This window comes from Acinetobacter sp. Marseille-Q1618, assembly GCF_902809855.1.
Classification (GTDB): Bacteria; Pseudomonadota; Gammaproteobacteria; order Pseudomonadales; family Moraxellaceae; genus Acinetobacter.
The window spans coordinates 1174052-1190770 of sequence record NZ_CADDWJ010000001.1 but is presented as its reverse complement, the minus strand read 5'-3'; the positions used below and the strand labels follow the sequence as shown (position 1 = coordinate 1190770).

Here is a 16719-nt window from a genome sequence, read left to right as displayed (position 1 = left end):
ATTTTAAAATTTATAGAATAACTGAAATTTTAAATAAAAAAGCACCCAATCAATTGAGTGCTTTGTAACGATTTTTTAATCTTAACGGATTTTAGACAAGAAACGACCTAAACGCGTGAGTGCTTCGCGTAATTCATTTTCAGCAGGTAAGAACACTACGCGGAAATGATCAGGGGTTGGCCAGTTAAAGCCTGTACCTTGCACCAACAATACTTTTTCAGCTTTCAAGAAATCCAACATGAACTTTTCATCATCTTCAATTGGATAAATTTCAGGATCAAGTTTAGGGAAACAATACATCGCACCTTCAGGTTTAACACAGCTTACTCCCGGAATGTCATTTAACATTTCCCAAGCGATATTGCGTTGTTCATATAAGCGACCGCCCGGACGAATCAAATCATTAATCGACTGATAACCGCCAAGCGCTGTTTGAATCGCATACTGAGCTTGATGATTTGCACACAAGCGCATAGAGGCAAGCATATCTAAACCTTCGATATAATCCATCGCACGAGATTTATCACCTGTGATTGCCATCCAACCTGAACGATAACCTGCGATACGATATGCTTTAGACAGCCCGTTAAATGAAATACAGAGTTGATTGCCTGCCAAAGCTGCAACTGATACATGTTCAATACCATCATAAACGATTTTGTCGTAAATCTCATCAGCAAACAAAATTAAGTCATATTTTTTAGCCAAAGCGACAATTTGCTCTAACACATGACGCGGATAGACTGAACCTGTTGGATTATTCGGGTTAATAATCACAATCCCACGCGTATTAGGTGTGATTTTACTTTCCATATCAGCAATATCAGGATACCAGTAATTTTGGTCATCACATTTATAATGAATCGCTGTACCACCAGAAAGATTGACCGCAGCCGTCCATAAAGGATAGTCAGGCATTGGAATCAACATTTCATCGCCATCATCCAGCAAACCTTGCATCGCCATCACGATCAGTTCAGATACGCCATTACCGACATACACGTCATTGACGTGCATATTCAAAATGCCTTTTTGCTGATAATACTGACAAATGGCTTTACGTGCAGGGAAAATCCCTTTTGAATCTGTATAGCCAATCGCGTTGGGTAAATTCAGCGCAACATCATTAATAATTTCTTGTGGGGCTTCAAAACCAAATGGGGCAGGGTTACCAATATTGAGTTTAATAATTTTATGCCCCGCTTCTTCCATCTCGTTGGCCGCGCGTAACACAGGTCCACGGATGTCGTAGCATACATGCTCGAGCTTAGACGATTTTTTTATTTCGCGTGGGGTTTGGATACTGTTCGGCATTTTGAGGTTCTCGGAAAGAGTGGAGTTCACTTTTGCATAACGATATAAGTAACTTTTAAATGTTTCTGTTGTTACAAGATCAAGATCATGTTTGTCTTTGAGTAAAGCGACAATTTTTTCATGAGTAAATCCTTCCTGTTGATATTGTTTAATCACAGGGAGAAGATTTTTGAAAATTACGCTTTTTTTCTGCGACATTTTTTAATCCTGAACAAGAACAAGCCTAAGGTTAACATTAAATTTGCTCACAAAAAAGAATTAATTGAATAAATTTGCTTACCTTGATTTTAAATTTGCTTTCTTTTTGCTATTAGTGTCATTGGTAAGTCTTTTGTAAATTGTGAAGTTAGGACTAGAAATTTTAAGATGAATCACGTAAATATAAGATTATCCTATTTTAAGTGGCATGATCGTAAAGGAAATAGTCATGGGAAAACTCAATAAAACAGAAAGAGAGTGGCAAAGAGAATTATCGCCAGAAGAATTTAAAATAACACGTCAAAAGGGAACTGAACCTGCATTTACAGGGAAATATTGGAATACCAAGCAGCAAGGAACTTATGTATGCCGTTGCTGTGGCACGCCTTTATTTTCCTCAGAAACTAAATATGACAGTGGTAGTGGTTGGCCAAGTTTTTATAAACCCATCAATGCTGCCGCGGTTGAAGAGCATGATGATGGTTCGCATGGTATGCAACGTACAGAAATTATCTGTCATCACTGCGATGCGCACTTAGGACATGTCTTTGAAGATGGTCCACAACCCACAGGTTTACGCTATTGTGTAAACTCAGCTTCATTAGAACTCCAAACAGAAGAAAAAAGTGACGAGGGAACTTATCCATGACCAATATTTATCAGTTTGAAGCTGAGTTATTAGAGGGGGAAAATAAGGCTTTTTCAGATTATAAAGGGAAAGTTTTATTGATTGTAAATACTGCGAGTAAGTGTGGATTTACACCACAATTTGCAGGTTTGGAAAAGTTATATGAAAAATATCATGATCAAGGCTTTGAAGTTCTAGGTTTTCCATGTAACCAATTTGGTGGACAAGACCCCGGTAGTAATGAACAAATTGGAGAATATTGCCAGCGGAACTATGGTGTGAAATTTCCAATGTTTGCCAAAGTAGATGTTAAAGGGCCTGAAGCACATGTGATTTTTCGTTATTTAACCAATAACAGCAAAGGTGTATTAGGTAATGGCATCAAATGGAATTTCACTAAATTTTTAATCAATAAAAAAGGTGAAGTGATTAATCGTTACGCACCAACGACTAAACCAGAAGCTTTACAAGAGGATATTGAGAAAGCATTAGCTGAATAGTTTTTTAGAAATTGCTCGGCTAAAACGATGCAGTCTGCAAATATTTTAAAGTGGGATAATTTGTAAAAAGCAAAGCCTTGCATAGAGCAAGGCTTTTTAACATATAGCAAATTAATTAATGCTCGTGATCATGTTTATGTGTATGAAACTCTTCATTTTTACGGAAGCGTAAGTAATTTTCAAATTGCTCGCAGTATTCGTCATAATTATCTTCTAGCATCATTTGAAACTGTTGAAGAATGTAAGACATAACTTGATCTTTTGCATCACGCATTTCATTGGCATCTTTAAAGGTATTGGCAGCTACCCAAGTATTAAAACGGGCTGTGCCGAATAACATCGCTGCACTGACTTGACCACGTAATTCACTTGGATCAGGCTTTTCACCTTTGGGCGGACGACAAAACTCATTGGCTTGTTTAATAAATTCGTCAGCACGCTCAAAAAAAACCGCATTTAACGCTTCTTCTTCGGTGACATCCGTCGCATCAATTTTTTGAGACATGAAAATTTCCACAACAATGGTTTAAATATAACAACATTATAGGCAATCTTGCCCTTAAACGAAACGCTTAACTTCATCCTCAGGCGGATTCATATATTCCTCAAAATTATTAGAATATTCTTCAAAATTATCTTCAAGCATCAATTTATATTGTTCTAAGAAGTAGTTTAAAATTTGTTCTTTATTGGCTTTTAAATCTTCGGCTTTGTTGTAACCACATGCAGTTAACCAAATATTGAAACGCGCATTGGCATACATCAAAGATGCACTGACTTTTGCTGCGGAATTTGCAAAATCTTCATCACCATTTGATGCATCTGAAAGTTCATTGGCAAGTGCAATAAACTCATCTGCACGTTGGTAAAATTGTTCATCTGCACCGGTTTCAACAGGCTCTAATAAACCGTCAAAATTATTGGAATTTTCTGACATATTAAATTTCTCAACGACTTGTATGTATAAATGAACTATAGCATACTTAAAATAGCCTAAGTATTTAAATCAAAATCAAAAACTTTCAGGATGCCTTATGCAAGATGCAATCGCAGTACAAAGTTTAAAAAGTGACATTGCTTTATTACGTCAAAACATTTGGCCGCCTGTAGAGTTAGCCAATGTTGAAGGCTTGCCGATTTATTATGGAACACAACAACAAGTTGCTGATTATTATCAACAATGGACGGGCTTGATTGAACGGGCACAAGACTTATTTCAGCCGTTTATGCAAGATGAAGTTTTGGATGCCATTCATCTGCCGAGCCATTTAAATTTACCACTATTTTTCTTTCATGTGGATCGTATTCGCATTAATAAAACACGTGCCAAAGAATCTAAAACATTTCGTGGTCTTGCCAGTTTAATAGAGAAATGTGGACAGTTTGAGCCTGAGCAAGTTCTTGCAATGAAGCAATGGTTAGACAGCGATGATACCGCTGCATTGGTTGCACATCGTGAATTTATTGATTTGCGTACTTATATTTTCCAACATGGACAAAGTGAATATACACGCACCCGTTTTTATGTGAATGGTTTAGTTTTAAGTACAGAACAACATTTTGAGTTGGTAGATGCGCGTGACAAGCCAAGAAAACAGCGCAATGACAGTTATAGCGATCCTTTAGCAGACAACACAACTTGGAAAGTTTTTGGGAAATATCGCTAAGTATATTTCCCAAAGTATTTCAAAACTTCTTCAAGTTTTTCTTATACCAGTCAATAAAAGTTTTATAATATATTTCGGGATGTTTTTTCTGCTTCCAATCATACATTGAGATGCGGAAACGTCATCCGCAATTGTCTGAGGCAGGACTACCAATGATGAATAATGTTTTTGCAATACATCAATCAATTTGCGGTATTTGTCGAGTCTTGCGGATGACAATGGTTTTGCCTACTTTTGCCAAAACAAAAGTAGGTCGAGCCGAAGGCTAGTCCCAAAATATAAACTTTAGATGTAAGACCCCGTCAAAAACAAACCACTTATATTATGTTACTTTCCAAGAATGGTATTATATAAGTAAAGTTTACCAAAAAGGTTTTGCGACTGAAAAAAGCGCTAAATCTTGTGAAGTTTGTTCTAATAAAAGTTGTTGACGTGCCGCAAGCCAACCCAACGCAAACCATGCTTTAGGTTCATGCTCCACCATACTTTTAAACAAATCCTCAGCCACAATTAAGTCATTATATTGTCCTAAGCTTTCTTGAGCAGGTTTAAGTGCTTTGAGATATTTTTTAACTTTTTCAGCATCATAAATAGATGAAATAAACTCAATACTATAACGTAAACGTTTTAAGCGTTTACGTGTGCGGTGACGCTCATCAATCGCTAAATCTAAATAATGTTGTGCATCATCTACAATCTGTTGATGAAGTTTTTTAATGTCTTTTTCAAATTTTTTCTTTAAGTTTTCTTTGGTTTTTTCACTATTTTTTTCATTTACATATTGGATCAGAGACAAAATCAAATTGTTAAATTGCATAGATTTAAAAACACTGTCTAAACCTGTTTCATTTTCATGAGAATAGTGAGGTAATTCAAACTCAGGCGCACCCGCCACTTTAAGCTGCGGTAATAACTCTTCTTCAATGACATCGAGGTCACGCATTGTACCCAGTTGCCTAAAGAGTTGTGCCAGTTGTTCTTCCCACGTTGGATCAATATGATTTGACCATTTAGAAAAAGTTTTTAAAGCACTTCTTAAACGACGAATAGCGACTCGTGCTTGATGGACATGTTCACTGTGAAAATTGCCTGAAGCGATTGCGGTACTATTTGGCAAAATATGTTGTAAGGCATTATTTATAATATCTTTAAGTGCTTGTTCAGGCGATTCATCTGCATTTAGAGTCAATGGTGTTTGAAACTCAACAGGATTTTCAGGAGTATTTTTCGCTAATAAAAAACCACGTTGGGCTTTGCTACGAACATCAAGCCATAGTCCATAACGTTTAACACGCGGTAAAACAAAAGAAATTAAATCTTGGATCGTGCCTTGTTTAAGTTCAAATTCTATTTCAAAAATATCTGCGACTTGATCTTGGTGAGTTATTTTGCCTATATCTAAACTGACTTCTATTTGGCTTTTTTGGAAGTTAAAGAGTGTGACAAATCGCTCAACTTGTGTTTCAAACTGGATATGCAGATCTGGCTGAATTTTTTTAAAGAGTTTTAGCGTTTTTTTATCAATTTCTTTTTGATTTTGATAAACATCTAAATCTAAACTTTCGGGTTCTTGTTCTCCTAAGTCTTGCTCAAACTCTGAGCGTTGCAATTGTTGAGCAGTCGGCAGTTTAAGTGTTTGTATCCAATCTGAATTTTCTAGACGCTGTCGTAATGAAATTTGTTTCTCAGAAAGTGTAAATTCATCAGTATCAAAATATTTTGCATTGAGTTGTAGGGTGTTAAAGTTTTTTCTTTGAATGGTTTTGACCAACAAATCTTGTTTATCTGGTGCAATTTGAAATTTTAATTCTACTTCGAGCATAGCAATACATCCTAAATTAAGACTTATTGTTCATATTAAAACAATACCTTATCGGCACCTGAAAGGCGTAAAAATATTGTGTATAAACGTGTCATGTTTGTATTTTGTTTTAATTGGTTATTTCTACTGAGGTTTTAGGCTGAGTTTTATACAATAAAACGCTTAATTAGAATCAATTTATTATAAAAATTATGTTGAACAATCGCTTAGAGATATTGAGAATTTACCACTCAGTTTGGAATGTGGTCAAAATTCGCTATAAGCATCCGATCCGAGATATGCTGATCTTGGGATTTATTTTATTAATCCATACGTTATTGTCTGTTGCAGTACCTTATATTTTAAAAGAAATTGTCGATCAGTCGAAGTCAGGTACAACTCAGCTGGAAATGACACAGCTCTTTACCTGGATGAATCTATATATTTTGGCAACAGCTTATGCACTGGGTTGGTTGCTCATGAATCTTTTAAACCATGTGCAAGGATTTCTAAGTGCAAACTTACAAACCAAATTTAAAATTGCATTATTACATGGAAGCGTACAACAGTTTTTTAAGACCACATTTGCTGAACAGAAAAAGATAGAGGTAGGCGTTTATCAAACAGATATTTTACGTGGCGCAACCTCATTTGGCACGATTACTTATGTGATTCTTTTCGTATTAATTCCTATTATTTTTCAAATACTAAGCATGGTATGGGTATTAGCACAGTCTATTGCCTTAAATTATGCTTTGTATTTTATGATTTTTGCTTTTGTTACCTTTGTATTGAATATTTATTTTACAGCCAAAGGAAATGATATTTTTACCGCCATGTATGATGCACAAAATCAAGTTGGTCAGTTTTTTGTAGAAAAAATTCAAGCCAATTATGATATTAAGGTGAATGGTGCACAAAATTATGAAATGAATTTATATGAAAAGCGTTTAAATCATTATAAAAATGAAATGGTGAATAGTTATCGAAAATTAGCTTGGATCATGGCGATACAAGTATTTTTTGTTGGTGCATTTTTGCTTACCTTTATGCTTCTTACAGTATATTTATTTAAACATCAAAATGTTACGTCAGGTGACTTTGTTCTGATCAGTACTTATATAATTGCATTAACCATGCCGCTGCTCATGGTGTCACAAAGTATTATTCAGTTGAAAGGTGACTTTATTGCCATCGAAAAATTTTACCAATATTTTAACTTGGAAACTGACCAATTGAAGCTTGAAAATATCATAGATCAGCCAGTTTTCTACACCTTTAAAAATGCTCAATTGCATTTAGGAAAAAACTTAATCCAAAATTTTAACTTGGAAATTGAGCAAAATAAAATCTATGTTGCAATCGGGCAAACAGGTATAGGAAAGACCAGTTTTATTAACTACTTAATCGGTTTAGAACGTATAGAAGCAGGGCAGTTATTTTATAAAAATATCGATATTAGTAAGCAATTTTCGGAAAATATTTTTAAGGAAATTGCAGTGGTCAGCCAAATGCCTATGGTCTATTCAGGTACGCTTCGGGAAAATTTAATTCATAATAGTCGTTATCATTATAGTGACGATGAATTGAAAGAGTATTTATCTAAATTTAATTTAATCAATTTATTAGAGAAAAATAATTTGAGCTTAGATGATGACCTACAACATATTTATAAAAGTTTTTCGGGTGGGGAGAAACAAAGAATTAGCATTATTCGCGCATTGTTGAAAAAGCCGAAGTTGCTGATTATGGATGAACCTACAGCAGCATTGGATGAGCAAACTAGTCTAGAAGTGATACAATTTATACGCAATCAAGTGTCGACTATTTTCATGATTTCTCACGCAAATTATGCGATGAAGTATGCAGATCAAGTGATTAATTTTGATGAGCTGATTCAGCAAAATCAGCGCAGCAAAGATATTTAAATCACGCTGCGCTTATTTAATTATTTTAAAAACTTACGGCTGACGAGGAATTGCTCTGTCGCTTCCAATAGTTTTTCTGCATAAACTTCTTGCTTTGCTGTTAGCCAACCTAAGGCAAACCAGTCGCTCGCTTCTAGATCGCTTTGTTGTAAATATGAGGCAGATGAAGCAAGTACCTGATATTGTTCAGAAGCATGTTGTGCATCATTCAGTGCTTTGCCATATTTTTGCAAGTTTTTGACATCATAAATCGTGGTTAAAATTGGAAAACTAAATTTTAATTCACTTAATCTTAATGCCAATTCCTCTAAAGTTTCGAGATCAGCTAAATCAGCTTGATGTAAGCTTTCTTGCAGTTGTTTATATTGATTTTGCAAAGTATTTTGTGCAAACCATTTTAAATCATGCGCTTGAGTTTTCTTTTCATCATTTAGACTGAACATAAGAAGTTCTAAATAATGTTGAACATTCAGTGTGGATTTCACTAAATTATTTAATTTTTCTTTAGCATATAAAATATCTTTGTCTAGGCTCTCTGCGGTTTTAGGATTTTGTAATAACGCACCTAATGTATTTTGCATGTGTTCAAAATGCGCTAGATTTTGGAAATGGCTTTTAAATGCTGCCAATTGATACGCCCATTTATCCGAAATATCCTCACTCCATTCCTTGAATAAAGAAATACTTAAATGTAAATGATGCAGTGCAATTTGTGCCTGTTGTAAGTGTTCAGGCTCAGCAACATTGGCAGAAATTGCAGCGATGTTCGGCAATAAATGCTGTAATTGATTGGCGATAAGCAGTCTTAAATTAAAATCTGCGGATTCTTTTTTATTTAAAATGAGTTCCTTCGCAAGCTTGGCTGGACTGACGGATTTATTTTCAAGTAATAAATTGCCAAATTCGGCTTTACTGCGTACATCGAGCCAGAGTTGATATTTTTTTACCCATTCAAAACTAAAAGCAAGTAGGGATTGGATCGAGCCACTTTTAAGCTCAAACTCTACTTCATAAATATCCCGCTGAGCTGTTTCGGTGCGAATTTCACCAATATCGATACTGATTTCAATTTCTGCATCTTGGTATTCAACTACACGAAAAGTACGTTGAATGTCAGTTTCAAACTGTAGTTTAAGCTGGTCATGCGTTTCGTCTAAGGCATTTTTTAAAACTTGTAATGTTTCGGGATGTGTTTGATAAATCTCTAAATTTAACTCAGGTGCTTGTTCTAACTCACCTAGATCGTGATTATGTTCAAAGCGATGAAGTTGGCTTTTTCCCATAGCTTTTAAAGTTTGAATCCATCGACTGCCTTCGAGGCGTTGACGTAAAGCTGCTGAATGTTGCGCTAATGTTTTATGTTCAGTGTCGTAATATTTGGCTTGTAATTGAATTGTTTCAGATTTTTTGGGGTCTAAAGCCTTCAGGAGTGCATTGCGACGCGCTTCTGGAATCTGAAATTTTAACTCAACTTCAAGCATAGAATTTTCCTAAACAACTATAATCATAACTTTAATCTTAGCGTAAATTTTTCTAAAAAAATGTTGAAATATCAACTCAAAATACACTAAGACTGAGAGATTGAAATTGTAACGGATATTGAAAAATAAAGCAGATCAATCCTGTTACGATCTTAGGCAAAACACAAAAAATCTGTCGAAAAGCAGATTGCCTTTTTTCAAGCGAAACTATACTCTGAACGAGATAAAAATTATTCAAAAGGAAACTATCGTGAATAGCCAAGTTGAATCTAAGCAAGAGTTGATGAGCCAGCCACAATTTCAACTTCCCATTAAAAACTATTCTGAATTTTATCGCTTTTATTTAACTGAACATCGCAATATCACCAGTCGCCGTTTGCATGCCTTGGGCAGCAGTATTGGTTTATATTTTTTTAGTAAAGCAATTCGCCAGCGTAAAGCAAAATATTTCGTGTATGGTTTAGTGTCTGGTTATGCTTGCGCATGGGTGGGGCATTTTGTTTTTGAGAAAAATAAACCTGCAAGCTTTAAGCAGCCTTTATATAGTTTTATTTCTGATTGGAGAATGTTGGCGGATATTCTTCGTGGAAATTTAAGTTTAAAAGATCGTGCCTTAGATAAAATCGAAAGCTAAAAGTTTAATGAAATTTAAAATAAAAACTCAAAACTTCTTTTATTTTCATAAATTAGCTGAACATTTAAGTTATAAATAAAAGAAGTGATTTAACTGATGTAAAATAAAATTGTGAGGGGAAATATGGCGAAAATTGAGTTGACTCCACCAGATACGGTGCCTTTGGTTGAAGAAAAACAAGTGGGTGGAGCAGTAAAAATCAAGCCAGAAGTTGTGCAGAGTTTAAATCTACAAGTTGAGCAATTTTTACAGCATTTAATCGACTTACCTGTGCATGAAAAATCCTTTCAGGATAAAGTCAATGCGGTACACCAACTCGGTTATAGTAGTGTCAAAAAGTCATCTCGACTGAGCCATCGTTTGTTGTCAAGATCACTTAATCAACTCAATGATGATACTGAAAGCCAAAATATTAGCCAAAGTTTAGTTGACCTAAAACAAACCTTAGATAGTTTAAATCCTGCCAATAATCAAAAGTTTTTTGCCGTGCGTAAGTGGCTGAAATTTTTACCTTTGGGTGAGCGAGTAGAAGACTATTTTGATAAATATAAATCTTCAGAAGAACATATTAATGTCATTTTAACCAGTTTAGAAAATGGTAAAGATGAGCTGATTAAAGACAATATTGCTTTAGAACGTGACAAACGTACCATGTGGGATACGATGCAAGAACTTGAACAATATAGTTATATTGGGCAAGAACTTGGACATAAAGTTGAGCAAGTGATTGAAAACGTACGTTCGTCTGATCCACAAAAAGCCATGGTTTTACAAGAAGAAGTTTTATTCTATGTAAAGCAAAAAGTCACCGACTTAATGACGCAGCAGGCAGTAAGCGTACAAGCCTATATGTCTTTAGATTTGATTCGTAAGAATAATTTAGAATTGATCAAAGGTGTAGATCGTGCCTTAATGACGACAGTTTCGGCATTGCAAACAGCGATGGTGGTTGCACAAGCACTTTCAACTCAAAAACTGGTCTTAAATCAGGTGAAAATCATCAATAGCACAACTGAAGATTTGATTGTTTCGACCAGTAAGATGCTTAATCAACAAACCCGTGAAATACAATCACAGTCTGCGAATAGTGTGATCAATGTTGAAAAGTTACAGACTGCATTTAATCAAATCTTTGAAACAATAGATTTGGTCAATGAGTTTAAAGTCAGAGCCTTACCCAACTTACAACAAAGTATGGATCATTTAGCAACACAGTTACAACGAGCACAACAATATACTGATCAGGTTCGACAACAAGAAGTTGAGCAGCAATTGAGAGATAAAACCCTCCCATTGCAAGACTTTGTTTCTATAGAAGAAAAAGCCAATTAACCTGAGAAATGTGTTTGAAGCAAAAAGTCACATCTTATGGCTTTTAGCTGCTCATTCTTAATGCTTAATCTTTATGACTATTTTGCTGAATTTTAAAAAGCTCAGGTTGCTTTAATTTATATTTCAAAAACTGACCATGATCTATCAGTTGATTCAAATCATTCGTATAGATCGACTCAGCAATATTCTGAAACTCATCTACAATCACTTGTAATTGTTGTTCGATGATTTGATTGGGTGTTTGTTGATGATCTAAAACTTGTCGATCTCTTAAAAACTGAGGAAGATCAATAAAGTGTTGTAAGGCTGGGCTAAGGTAAGCATTTAAGGTTTTTTGAATGTCCATAATTTCATGTTGAAAGGATTGGTTTTGACTATTTTGCAATTTGTCATTCATTAAATGCATGATTTCTTCAATATTTTTAAGTTTGTTTTGTGCGCTTTTACTTAAATGTTGCAGACTAGTATTTTGCAAATCTTGGTAATTACTAAATAATTGTTGATATTGCAATACATAGAGATTGGGATGTGTATTTGAGGCAAAGTTTTGAACGGGCTGTTGTTTATCATCTTGTGAATTACTTTGCACATCTGTATCATTTTTTTTATGAAACCTATGATTCCATAAGTAACCCCCTAATATGAGAGCAATTAAAAATACATAAGCCAACTCTATGTTAATCATCAAAATAATGATGGTTGTAATAACAAGTAAGCAAGCCACCCCAACAATCAGTAAAGATTCTTTTCGAGAAAATCGAATACCCGCTTTATGATCCTTGCGCATAGTTTTACCAAACAACAAATGTATTTTGAGTGATTTTAAATATCAGTTTCATATTTTAATTTTTTTAAAATGGTGAACATTCATTGTGGATTGTAAGTCATTTGGGGAGCAAAATTCTATTTTCTTAAGCAAAGTTTAAATAATTTTATTCTACTGAATGCACAAATTTTCCTAATCCAAAGCGATTTGAATTTATGACGAAAAGAATAAATCATAACCCATTCGTCCAATTAAAAAGATCAATAAAATCAGAAAGAAAATACGAATAAATCCACTGCCATATTTCATAGCAAGTGTTGTGCCTGTGATCGCGCCTAAAATATTACATACTGCTAATATGATTGCAGCGAGCCAAATCACATGACCTGTGGGAATAAAGAAAAACATTGCAGCAGCATTGGTTGAAACATTAACCAGTTTTGCAGAAGCGGAAGCATTTAAAAAGTCGAAAGCAAATACCTTCACAAATAAAAATAACAAGAAGCTGCCTGTGCCTGGACCAAAAATACCATCATAGAAACCGATAAGTGCGCCAAACACGATTCCAAGCGCAATTTCTTTTTTGCCTGCTTGTAAAACCGTGTGAATTTTCCCCAAATCTTTTTTAGTAAAAGTATAAATTGCAATGGTGATTAATAAGAAAAATACGATATATCGCATGAATTCTTTGGGAATCAGTGAAACTGACATTGCGCCAAAAAAAGAAAATATAAAAGCAGCCAGCATAGTTGGAAGTACTAATTTCCAATTGATCGTTACTTTCTTAAAGTAAGCAAATGCAGAAGAAAGTGTACCGGCCATAGCAATGATTTTATTGGTACCAAAAATAGTGGCTAAACTATGCTTTGGAAATGCATGCATTAAAGCAGGTAATTGAATCAAACCACCGCCACCAACTGCAGCATCAATAAGACCGCCACAAAAGGCGAAAAAGCCAAGACTAAGCAAAATACTCTGATATTCCATTATCGATCTGCTTGGGGAGAGAATAGAGAGTTTATGCTAGAAATATTGAGCATGAAAGTAATAATAAACCTTCAAATCTCATAAAATGAGATTTGAAAGTTTGATAAGGCGATATACTATTTTACTTTATATAGCCTTTATTAATCAAAGGCTTAAAAATACGATAATAAATTGCCAAGACCAGATTTAAAATGAAATCTTTATATTTGTGCCATACAGCAAGTCCAGAAATATTGACAAATAATGCAAGTAAAAAAGCGCCCAACATGTCGATAGGGAAATGCACGCCAACATAGACACGCGACCATGCCACTAACCAAGCCACCAGAATGAGAAGTTTGCCAAGTTCACGTTGCGCTGAAAAATAGTAGGCAAAAGCAATACTACTAAATATAGTCATGTGATTACTGGGAAATGAACCTGTTGGCTTATGTTGAATGAGTGTAATACCTAGATCCATTACAAAAGGGCGAGGCGAATAAAAAATATGAGAAATCAATTGGCTTATAGAAAGCGTAATACAAGTAAAAATAAAAGCTTTTAAAATTTGTTTCTTGACTTGTTCATTGCCACGAAACCACATTACAGCAAAAGCAAAAATCATTAAATACAATAAATCATTGGCAATGAAAATTGCATAGTTCACCATGAATGATGAGGCATGATCTGGTGCATTTAAAATATTAAAGAGGGCAATGTTTAAGTTTTGAAGCGACATTATGGTAAAAATCAAGTAAATCGTCGGTTGTCCACTCTAATGCCTTTGTCATGAAAATGAAATATATGAGTAACGCAAAGCAAACATTTTAAGATTGTTTTGATGATGTTTTAGATTTTTCAATAAAAAACAGCAGAATAACAATATTAATCTGCTGTTTTTATTAAGTTTAGTAAGCTTGTTAAAATAAGGCTTATTTAAATTGAACTGTTCCGTTCGCATTTACTGTGATTTTAGACTCGCCAGCAGCCATATTTTGCCCACCACTTGCATCAGCGGCTTCAAACTTTGCCATGCTTGCACGCATCATGATCGGTTGAGGTGCATAATTATTGGTATTGATATTTAAACTCACTAAATTATATGCAGATTTATTCCATGCTTGGGTTAAAATTTGTGCACGTTGTTGGAAGTTTTTCGATGCTTCCACCATAAGCTCATTTTCAACTTTTTTGCGCTGTTCATCTGAAACAGTAAAGTTGATCGATTGGGTTTGGAAATTCTGTTGTAATTCATTGATTAATTGGCTCGCAGCCTTAAAATCTTTACTTTCGATACGAACTTCAGCACGACCACGCCATTCTTTCAATTTTTGACTGTCATTGTCATAAATTGGATAAGTGGTTTGTGAACCTGTTTCAACTTTCACTTGCGGGTATTTCTTTGCAGTGGCAATCGCTTGGTTCATGAGCTGGGTAATTTGTGCAGACAGCTCAGCAGGTTGTTTGTTGGTTTTCTCGATGAAAAGAACGGCATGCATTTCATCATTTGATACTTGACGAGTTGCGTCAGCTTGAACATTGACAATATTGTAATTTAAAGGCTCATTTTCGGCTGCAATCGTCATAGTGCTTAGCGTTGTTCCTAAAAGTAGAGTAGTTAAAGCTAAATAACGCATGGTAAATCCTTAAAAAATATTGATATACAAATATATTTTTGAATAAATTTGAAGATACTTCGATCTTAAAGCCAAGTTGAGGAATAGATTCGAGGATATTGTGGTGGATTTGTAATGTTTAAGGTGTATTTTGAAATCATTCTATTTTAAAAAAGATTTTAAATATTAATCTGTTATTGTAATTTTTCTAAAAAAGCTTACTGCGAAAACTACATAAATAAAAATCTTTAAAATATTTCAAAGTTTTCTTTCATCTGTCACATAGTATGATGATACTCTAAGTCTAAGTTAGGATGAATGTTTTTTCCAATGAACTACTGAGCAATAAGTTCATAAAAGATATTTATTTTCTTGAAAAAAACTGTATTATCGCCCTCCTAGTTAGGGCTATGAAAAATTCTGACTAACTAGATTTCTATAAAGCACCGAGTCAAAGGACCGCAAGTCACCCGACTTATTTCTTTCAACCCATATCAGAGATGGTAATTCGATATGAGCGTTACTTCTGTAAATCCTGCTGCCACTTCCACAAACGAATACTACTTGACTCGCCAAAGTCAGATGGAATCGAATGTTCGTAGTTATCCACGTAAATTACCGTTAGCGATAGCGGAAGCACATGGTTGTTGGGTTACCGATGTTGAAGGTACAAAATACCTCGATTGTTTAGCTGGGGCAGGAACATTGGCTTTGGGCCATAACCATCCTGCGGTGATTAAAAGTATTCAAGACACTTTAGCAAGTGGTTTGCCTTTACATACTTTAGATTTAACAACGCCTTTAAAAGATGCTTTTACTGAAGCACTACTTGAACAGTTACCTGGTGGTAAAGAAGAGTATTGTTTACAGTTCTGTGGTCCATCTGGTGCAGATGGTACAGAAGCGGCGATTAAATTAGCGAAAACCTACACTGGTCGTAGTACTGTGATCAGCTTCTCTGGTGGTTACCATGGTATGACACATGGTGCATTGGCGATGACTGGTAACTTATCTGCTAAAAATGCGGTGAATGGCTTAATGCCAGGCGTACAATTTATGCCATATCCGCATGAATACCGTTGCCCATTGGGGCTCGGTGGTGAGGCAGGTGTAGATGCTTTGACTTATTACTTTGAAAACTTCATTGAAGATGTAGAAAGTGGTGTAACCAAACCTGCTGCTGTGATTCTTGAAGCCATTCAAGGTGAAGGTGGTGTGGTTTCAGCACCTGCAAAATGGTTACAAAAAATCCGTGAAGTGACTGAGCGTCACAACATTGTCTTGATTCTTGATGAAGTTCAAGCCGGCTTTGCCCGTTCTGGTAAAATGTTTGCTTTTGAACATGCAGGCATCGAGCCTGATGTTGTCGTGATGTCGAAAGCGGTAGGCGGTAGTTTACCACTTGCAGTATTAGGTATTAAGCGTAAGTTCGATGCTTGGCAACCTGCAGGTCACACGGGGACTTTCCGTGGCAACCAACTTGCAATGGGTACTGGTCTTGCAACCATCAAAACCATCAAAGAACAAAACTTGGCTCAAAATGCACAAGAGCGTGGTGATTTCTTACAAGCTGAATTGAAAAAATTAGCACAAGAGTTCCCATGTATTGGTAATGTACGTGGTCGTGGTTTAATGATCGGTGTTGAGATTGTAGACGAACGTAAACCAGCAGACCATATGGGCTCTTTACCTGCTGATTCACAATTGGCTGCTGCGATTCAAACAGCATGTTTCAACAATAAATTATTGCTTGAAAAAGGTGGTCGTAGCGGTACAGTGATCCGTTTACTTTGCCCACTGATTATTACTCAAGAAGAATGTGTAGAAGCGATTGCACGCTTTAAGAAAGCAGTTGCAGAAGCTCTTGTTGCAGTTCGAGGCGCATAAT

Annotated in this window: 16 protein-coding genes; 7 read left to right on the top strand and 9 right to left on the bottom strand. The window is 35.3% G+C overall.

Annotated features, from left to right (window positions below; all coding sequences use genetic code 11):
- Positions 1-81 precede the first annotated feature (81 nt).
- Positions 82-1512, bottom strand: coding sequence for a pyridoxal phosphate-dependent aminotransferase (locus HUS24_RS05650; RefSeq protein ID WP_065992679.1), 1431 nt, complete (start codon positions 1510-1512; stop codon positions 82-84).
- A 229-nt stretch (positions 1513-1741) separates the two neighbouring features.
- Here HUS24_RS05650 and msrB point away from each other — a divergent pair, with 229 nt between their 5' ends.
- Both msrB and HUS24_RS05640 read left to right on the top strand, forming a co-directional pair.
- On the top strand, positions 1742-2161 hold the full coding sequence (gene msrB, locus HUS24_RS05645) for a peptide-methionine (R)-S-oxide reductase MsrB (protein ID WP_065992681.1): 420 nt from the start codon (positions 1742-1744) through the stop codon (positions 2159-2161).
- Complete coding sequence (locus HUS24_RS05640; protein ID WP_065992683.1) at positions 2158-2640, top strand: glutathione peroxidase; 483 nt, start codon at positions 2158-2160, stop codon at positions 2638-2640. The genes msrB and HUS24_RS05640 overlap by 4 nt, the downstream gene beginning before the upstream one ends.
- A gap of 115 nt (positions 2641-2755) precedes the next feature.
- Here the strand turns inward: HUS24_RS05640 and HUS24_RS05635 are convergent, their stop codons facing one another.
- Positions 2756-3145, bottom strand: a complete 390-nt coding sequence (locus tag HUS24_RS05635; protein ID WP_173911100.1) for a DUF3144 domain-containing protein — start codon at positions 3143-3145, stop codon at positions 2756-2758.
- A gap of 54 nt (positions 3146-3199) precedes the next feature.
- Complete coding sequence (locus HUS24_RS05630; protein WP_173911099.1) at positions 3200-3577, bottom strand: DUF3144 domain-containing protein; 378 nt, start codon at positions 3575-3577, stop codon at positions 3200-3202.
- A 97-nt stretch (positions 3578-3674) separates the two neighbouring features.
- On the opposite strand from HUS24_RS05630, the gene HUS24_RS05625 reads away from it, so the two are divergent.
- On the top strand, positions 3675-4307 hold the full coding sequence (locus HUS24_RS05625) for a hypothetical protein (protein ID WP_173911098.1): 633 nt from the start codon (positions 3675-3677) through the stop codon (positions 4305-4307).
- Positions 4308-4668: 361 nt separating this feature from the next.
- Here the strand turns inward: HUS24_RS05625 and HUS24_RS05620 are convergent, their stop codons facing one another.
- Positions 4669-6129 (bottom strand): CHAD domain-containing protein, encoded by a 1461-nt coding sequence (locus HUS24_RS05620; RefSeq protein ID WP_173911097.1) that lies wholly within the window; start codon positions 6127-6129, stop codon positions 4669-4671.
- A 191-nt stretch (positions 6130-6320) separates the two neighbouring features.
- Between HUS24_RS05620 and HUS24_RS05615 the strand changes: the two genes are divergently transcribed.
- Positions 6321-8036, top strand: coding sequence for an ABC transporter ATP-binding protein (locus HUS24_RS05615; RefSeq protein WP_173911096.1), 1716 nt, complete (start codon positions 6321-6323; stop codon positions 8034-8036).
- Positions 8037-8056: 20 nt separating this feature from the next.
- On the opposite strand, the gene HUS24_RS05610 is transcribed toward HUS24_RS05615, so the two are convergent.
- Positions 8057-9517 (bottom strand): CYTH domain-containing protein, encoded by a 1461-nt coding sequence (locus HUS24_RS05610; RefSeq protein ID WP_173911095.1) that lies wholly within the window; start codon positions 9515-9517, stop codon positions 8057-8059.
- A 283-nt stretch (positions 9518-9800) separates the two neighbouring features.
- Between HUS24_RS05610 and HUS24_RS05605 the strand changes: the two genes are divergently transcribed.
- Positions 9801-10151 (top strand): DUF962 domain-containing protein, encoded by a 351-nt coding sequence (locus HUS24_RS05605; RefSeq protein ID WP_173911406.1) that lies wholly within the window; start codon positions 9801-9803, stop codon positions 10149-10151.
- A 123-nt stretch (positions 10152-10274) separates the two neighbouring features.
- Positions 10275-11483 carry a toxic anion resistance protein gene (locus HUS24_RS05600; RefSeq protein WP_173911094.1) on the top strand — a complete coding sequence of 403 codons (1209 nt, stop codon included), beginning with the start codon at positions 10275-10277 and terminating at the stop codon, positions 11481-11483.
- Between the two features lie 64 nt (positions 11484-11547).
- On the opposite strand, the gene HUS24_RS05595 is transcribed toward HUS24_RS05600, so the two are convergent.
- The 4 genes from HUS24_RS05595 to HUS24_RS05580 all read right to left on the bottom strand — a co-directional run bounded on the left by HUS24_RS05595 (position 11548) and on the right by HUS24_RS05580 (position 14852).
- Positions 11548-12270, bottom strand: a complete 723-nt coding sequence (locus HUS24_RS05595) for a hypothetical protein (RefSeq protein ID WP_173911093.1) — start codon at positions 12268-12270, stop codon at positions 11548-11550.
- Between the two features lie 192 nt (positions 12271-12462).
- On the bottom strand, positions 12463-13236 hold the full coding sequence (locus HUS24_RS05590) for a TSUP family transporter (RefSeq protein WP_173911092.1): 774 nt from the start codon (positions 13234-13236) through the stop codon (positions 12463-12465).
- A 121-nt stretch (positions 13237-13357) separates the two neighbouring features.
- Positions 13358-13954: a phosphatase PAP2 family protein gene (locus tag HUS24_RS05585; RefSeq protein WP_173911091.1), complete on the bottom strand. Its 597-nt coding sequence runs from the start codon at positions 13952-13954 to the stop codon at positions 13358-13360.
- A 193-nt stretch (positions 13955-14147) separates the two neighbouring features.
- Complete coding sequence (locus HUS24_RS05580) at positions 14148-14852, bottom strand: SIMPL domain-containing protein (protein WP_173911090.1); 705 nt, start codon at positions 14850-14852, stop codon at positions 14148-14150.
- Between the two features lie 492 nt (positions 14853-15344).
- Between HUS24_RS05580 and HUS24_RS05575 the strand changes: the two genes are divergently transcribed.
- Complete coding sequence (locus HUS24_RS05575; protein WP_173911089.1) at positions 15345-16718, top strand: diaminobutyrate--2-oxoglutarate transaminase; 1374 nt, start codon at positions 15345-15347, stop codon at positions 16716-16718.
- The last annotated feature ends 1 nt before the right edge of the window (position 16719 follow it).

Excerpts from the sequence above, each read along its gene's own strand:
- HUS24_RS05650 (WP_065992679.1), bottom strand. The coding sequence starts at position 1,512 with ATGTCGCAGAAAAAAAGCGTAATTTTCAAAAATCTTCTCCCTGTGATT.
- msrB (WP_065992681.1), top strand. The coding sequence starts at position 1,742 with ATGGGAAAACTCAATAAAACAGAAAGAGAGTGGCAAAGAGAATTATCG.
- HUS24_RS05640 (WP_065992683.1), top strand. The coding sequence starts at position 2,158 with ATGACCAATATTTATCAGTTTGAAGCTGAGTTATTAGAGGGGGAAAAT.
- HUS24_RS05635 (WP_173911100.1), bottom strand. The coding sequence starts at position 3,145 with ATGTCTCAAAAAATTGATGCGACGGATGTCACCGAAGAAGAAGCGTTA.
- HUS24_RS05630 (WP_173911099.1), bottom strand. The coding sequence starts at position 3,577 with ATGTCAGAAAATTCCAATAATTTTGACGGTTTATTAGAGCCTGTTGAA.
- HUS24_RS05625 (WP_173911098.1), top strand. The coding sequence starts at position 3,675 with ATGCAAGATGCAATCGCAGTACAAAGTTTAAAAAGTGACATTGCTTTA.
- HUS24_RS05620 (WP_173911097.1), bottom strand. The coding sequence starts at position 6,129 with ATGCTCGAAGTAGAATTAAAATTTCAAATTGCACCAGATAAACAAGAT.
- HUS24_RS05615 (WP_173911096.1), top strand. The coding sequence starts at position 6,321 with ATGTTGAACAATCGCTTAGAGATATTGAGAATTTACCACTCAGTTTGG.
- HUS24_RS05610 (WP_173911095.1), bottom strand. The coding sequence starts at position 9,517 with ATGCTTGAAGTTGAGTTAAAATTTCAGATTCCAGAAGCGCGTCGCAAT.
- HUS24_RS05605 (WP_173911406.1), top strand. The coding sequence starts at position 9,801 with ATGAGCCAGCCACAATTTCAACTTCCCATTAAAAACTATTCTGAATTT.
- HUS24_RS05600 (WP_173911094.1), top strand. The coding sequence starts at position 10,275 with ATGGCGAAAATTGAGTTGACTCCACCAGATACGGTGCCTTTGGTTGAA.
- HUS24_RS05595 (WP_173911093.1), bottom strand. The coding sequence starts at position 12,270 with ATGCGCAAGGATCATAAAGCGGGTATTCGATTTTCTCGAAAAGAATCT.
- HUS24_RS05590 (WP_173911092.1), bottom strand. The coding sequence starts at position 13,236 with ATGGAATATCAGAGTATTTTGCTTAGTCTTGGCTTTTTCGCCTTTTGT.
- HUS24_RS05585 (WP_173911091.1), bottom strand. The coding sequence starts at position 13,954 with ATGTCGCTTCAAAACTTAAACATTGCCCTCTTTAATATTTTAAATGCA.
- HUS24_RS05580 (WP_173911090.1), bottom strand. The coding sequence starts at position 14,852 with ATGCGTTATTTAGCTTTAACTACTCTACTTTTAGGAACAACGCTAAGC.
- HUS24_RS05575 (WP_173911089.1), top strand. The coding sequence starts at position 15,345 with ATGAGCGTTACTTCTGTAAATCCTGCTGCCACTTCCACAAACGAATAC.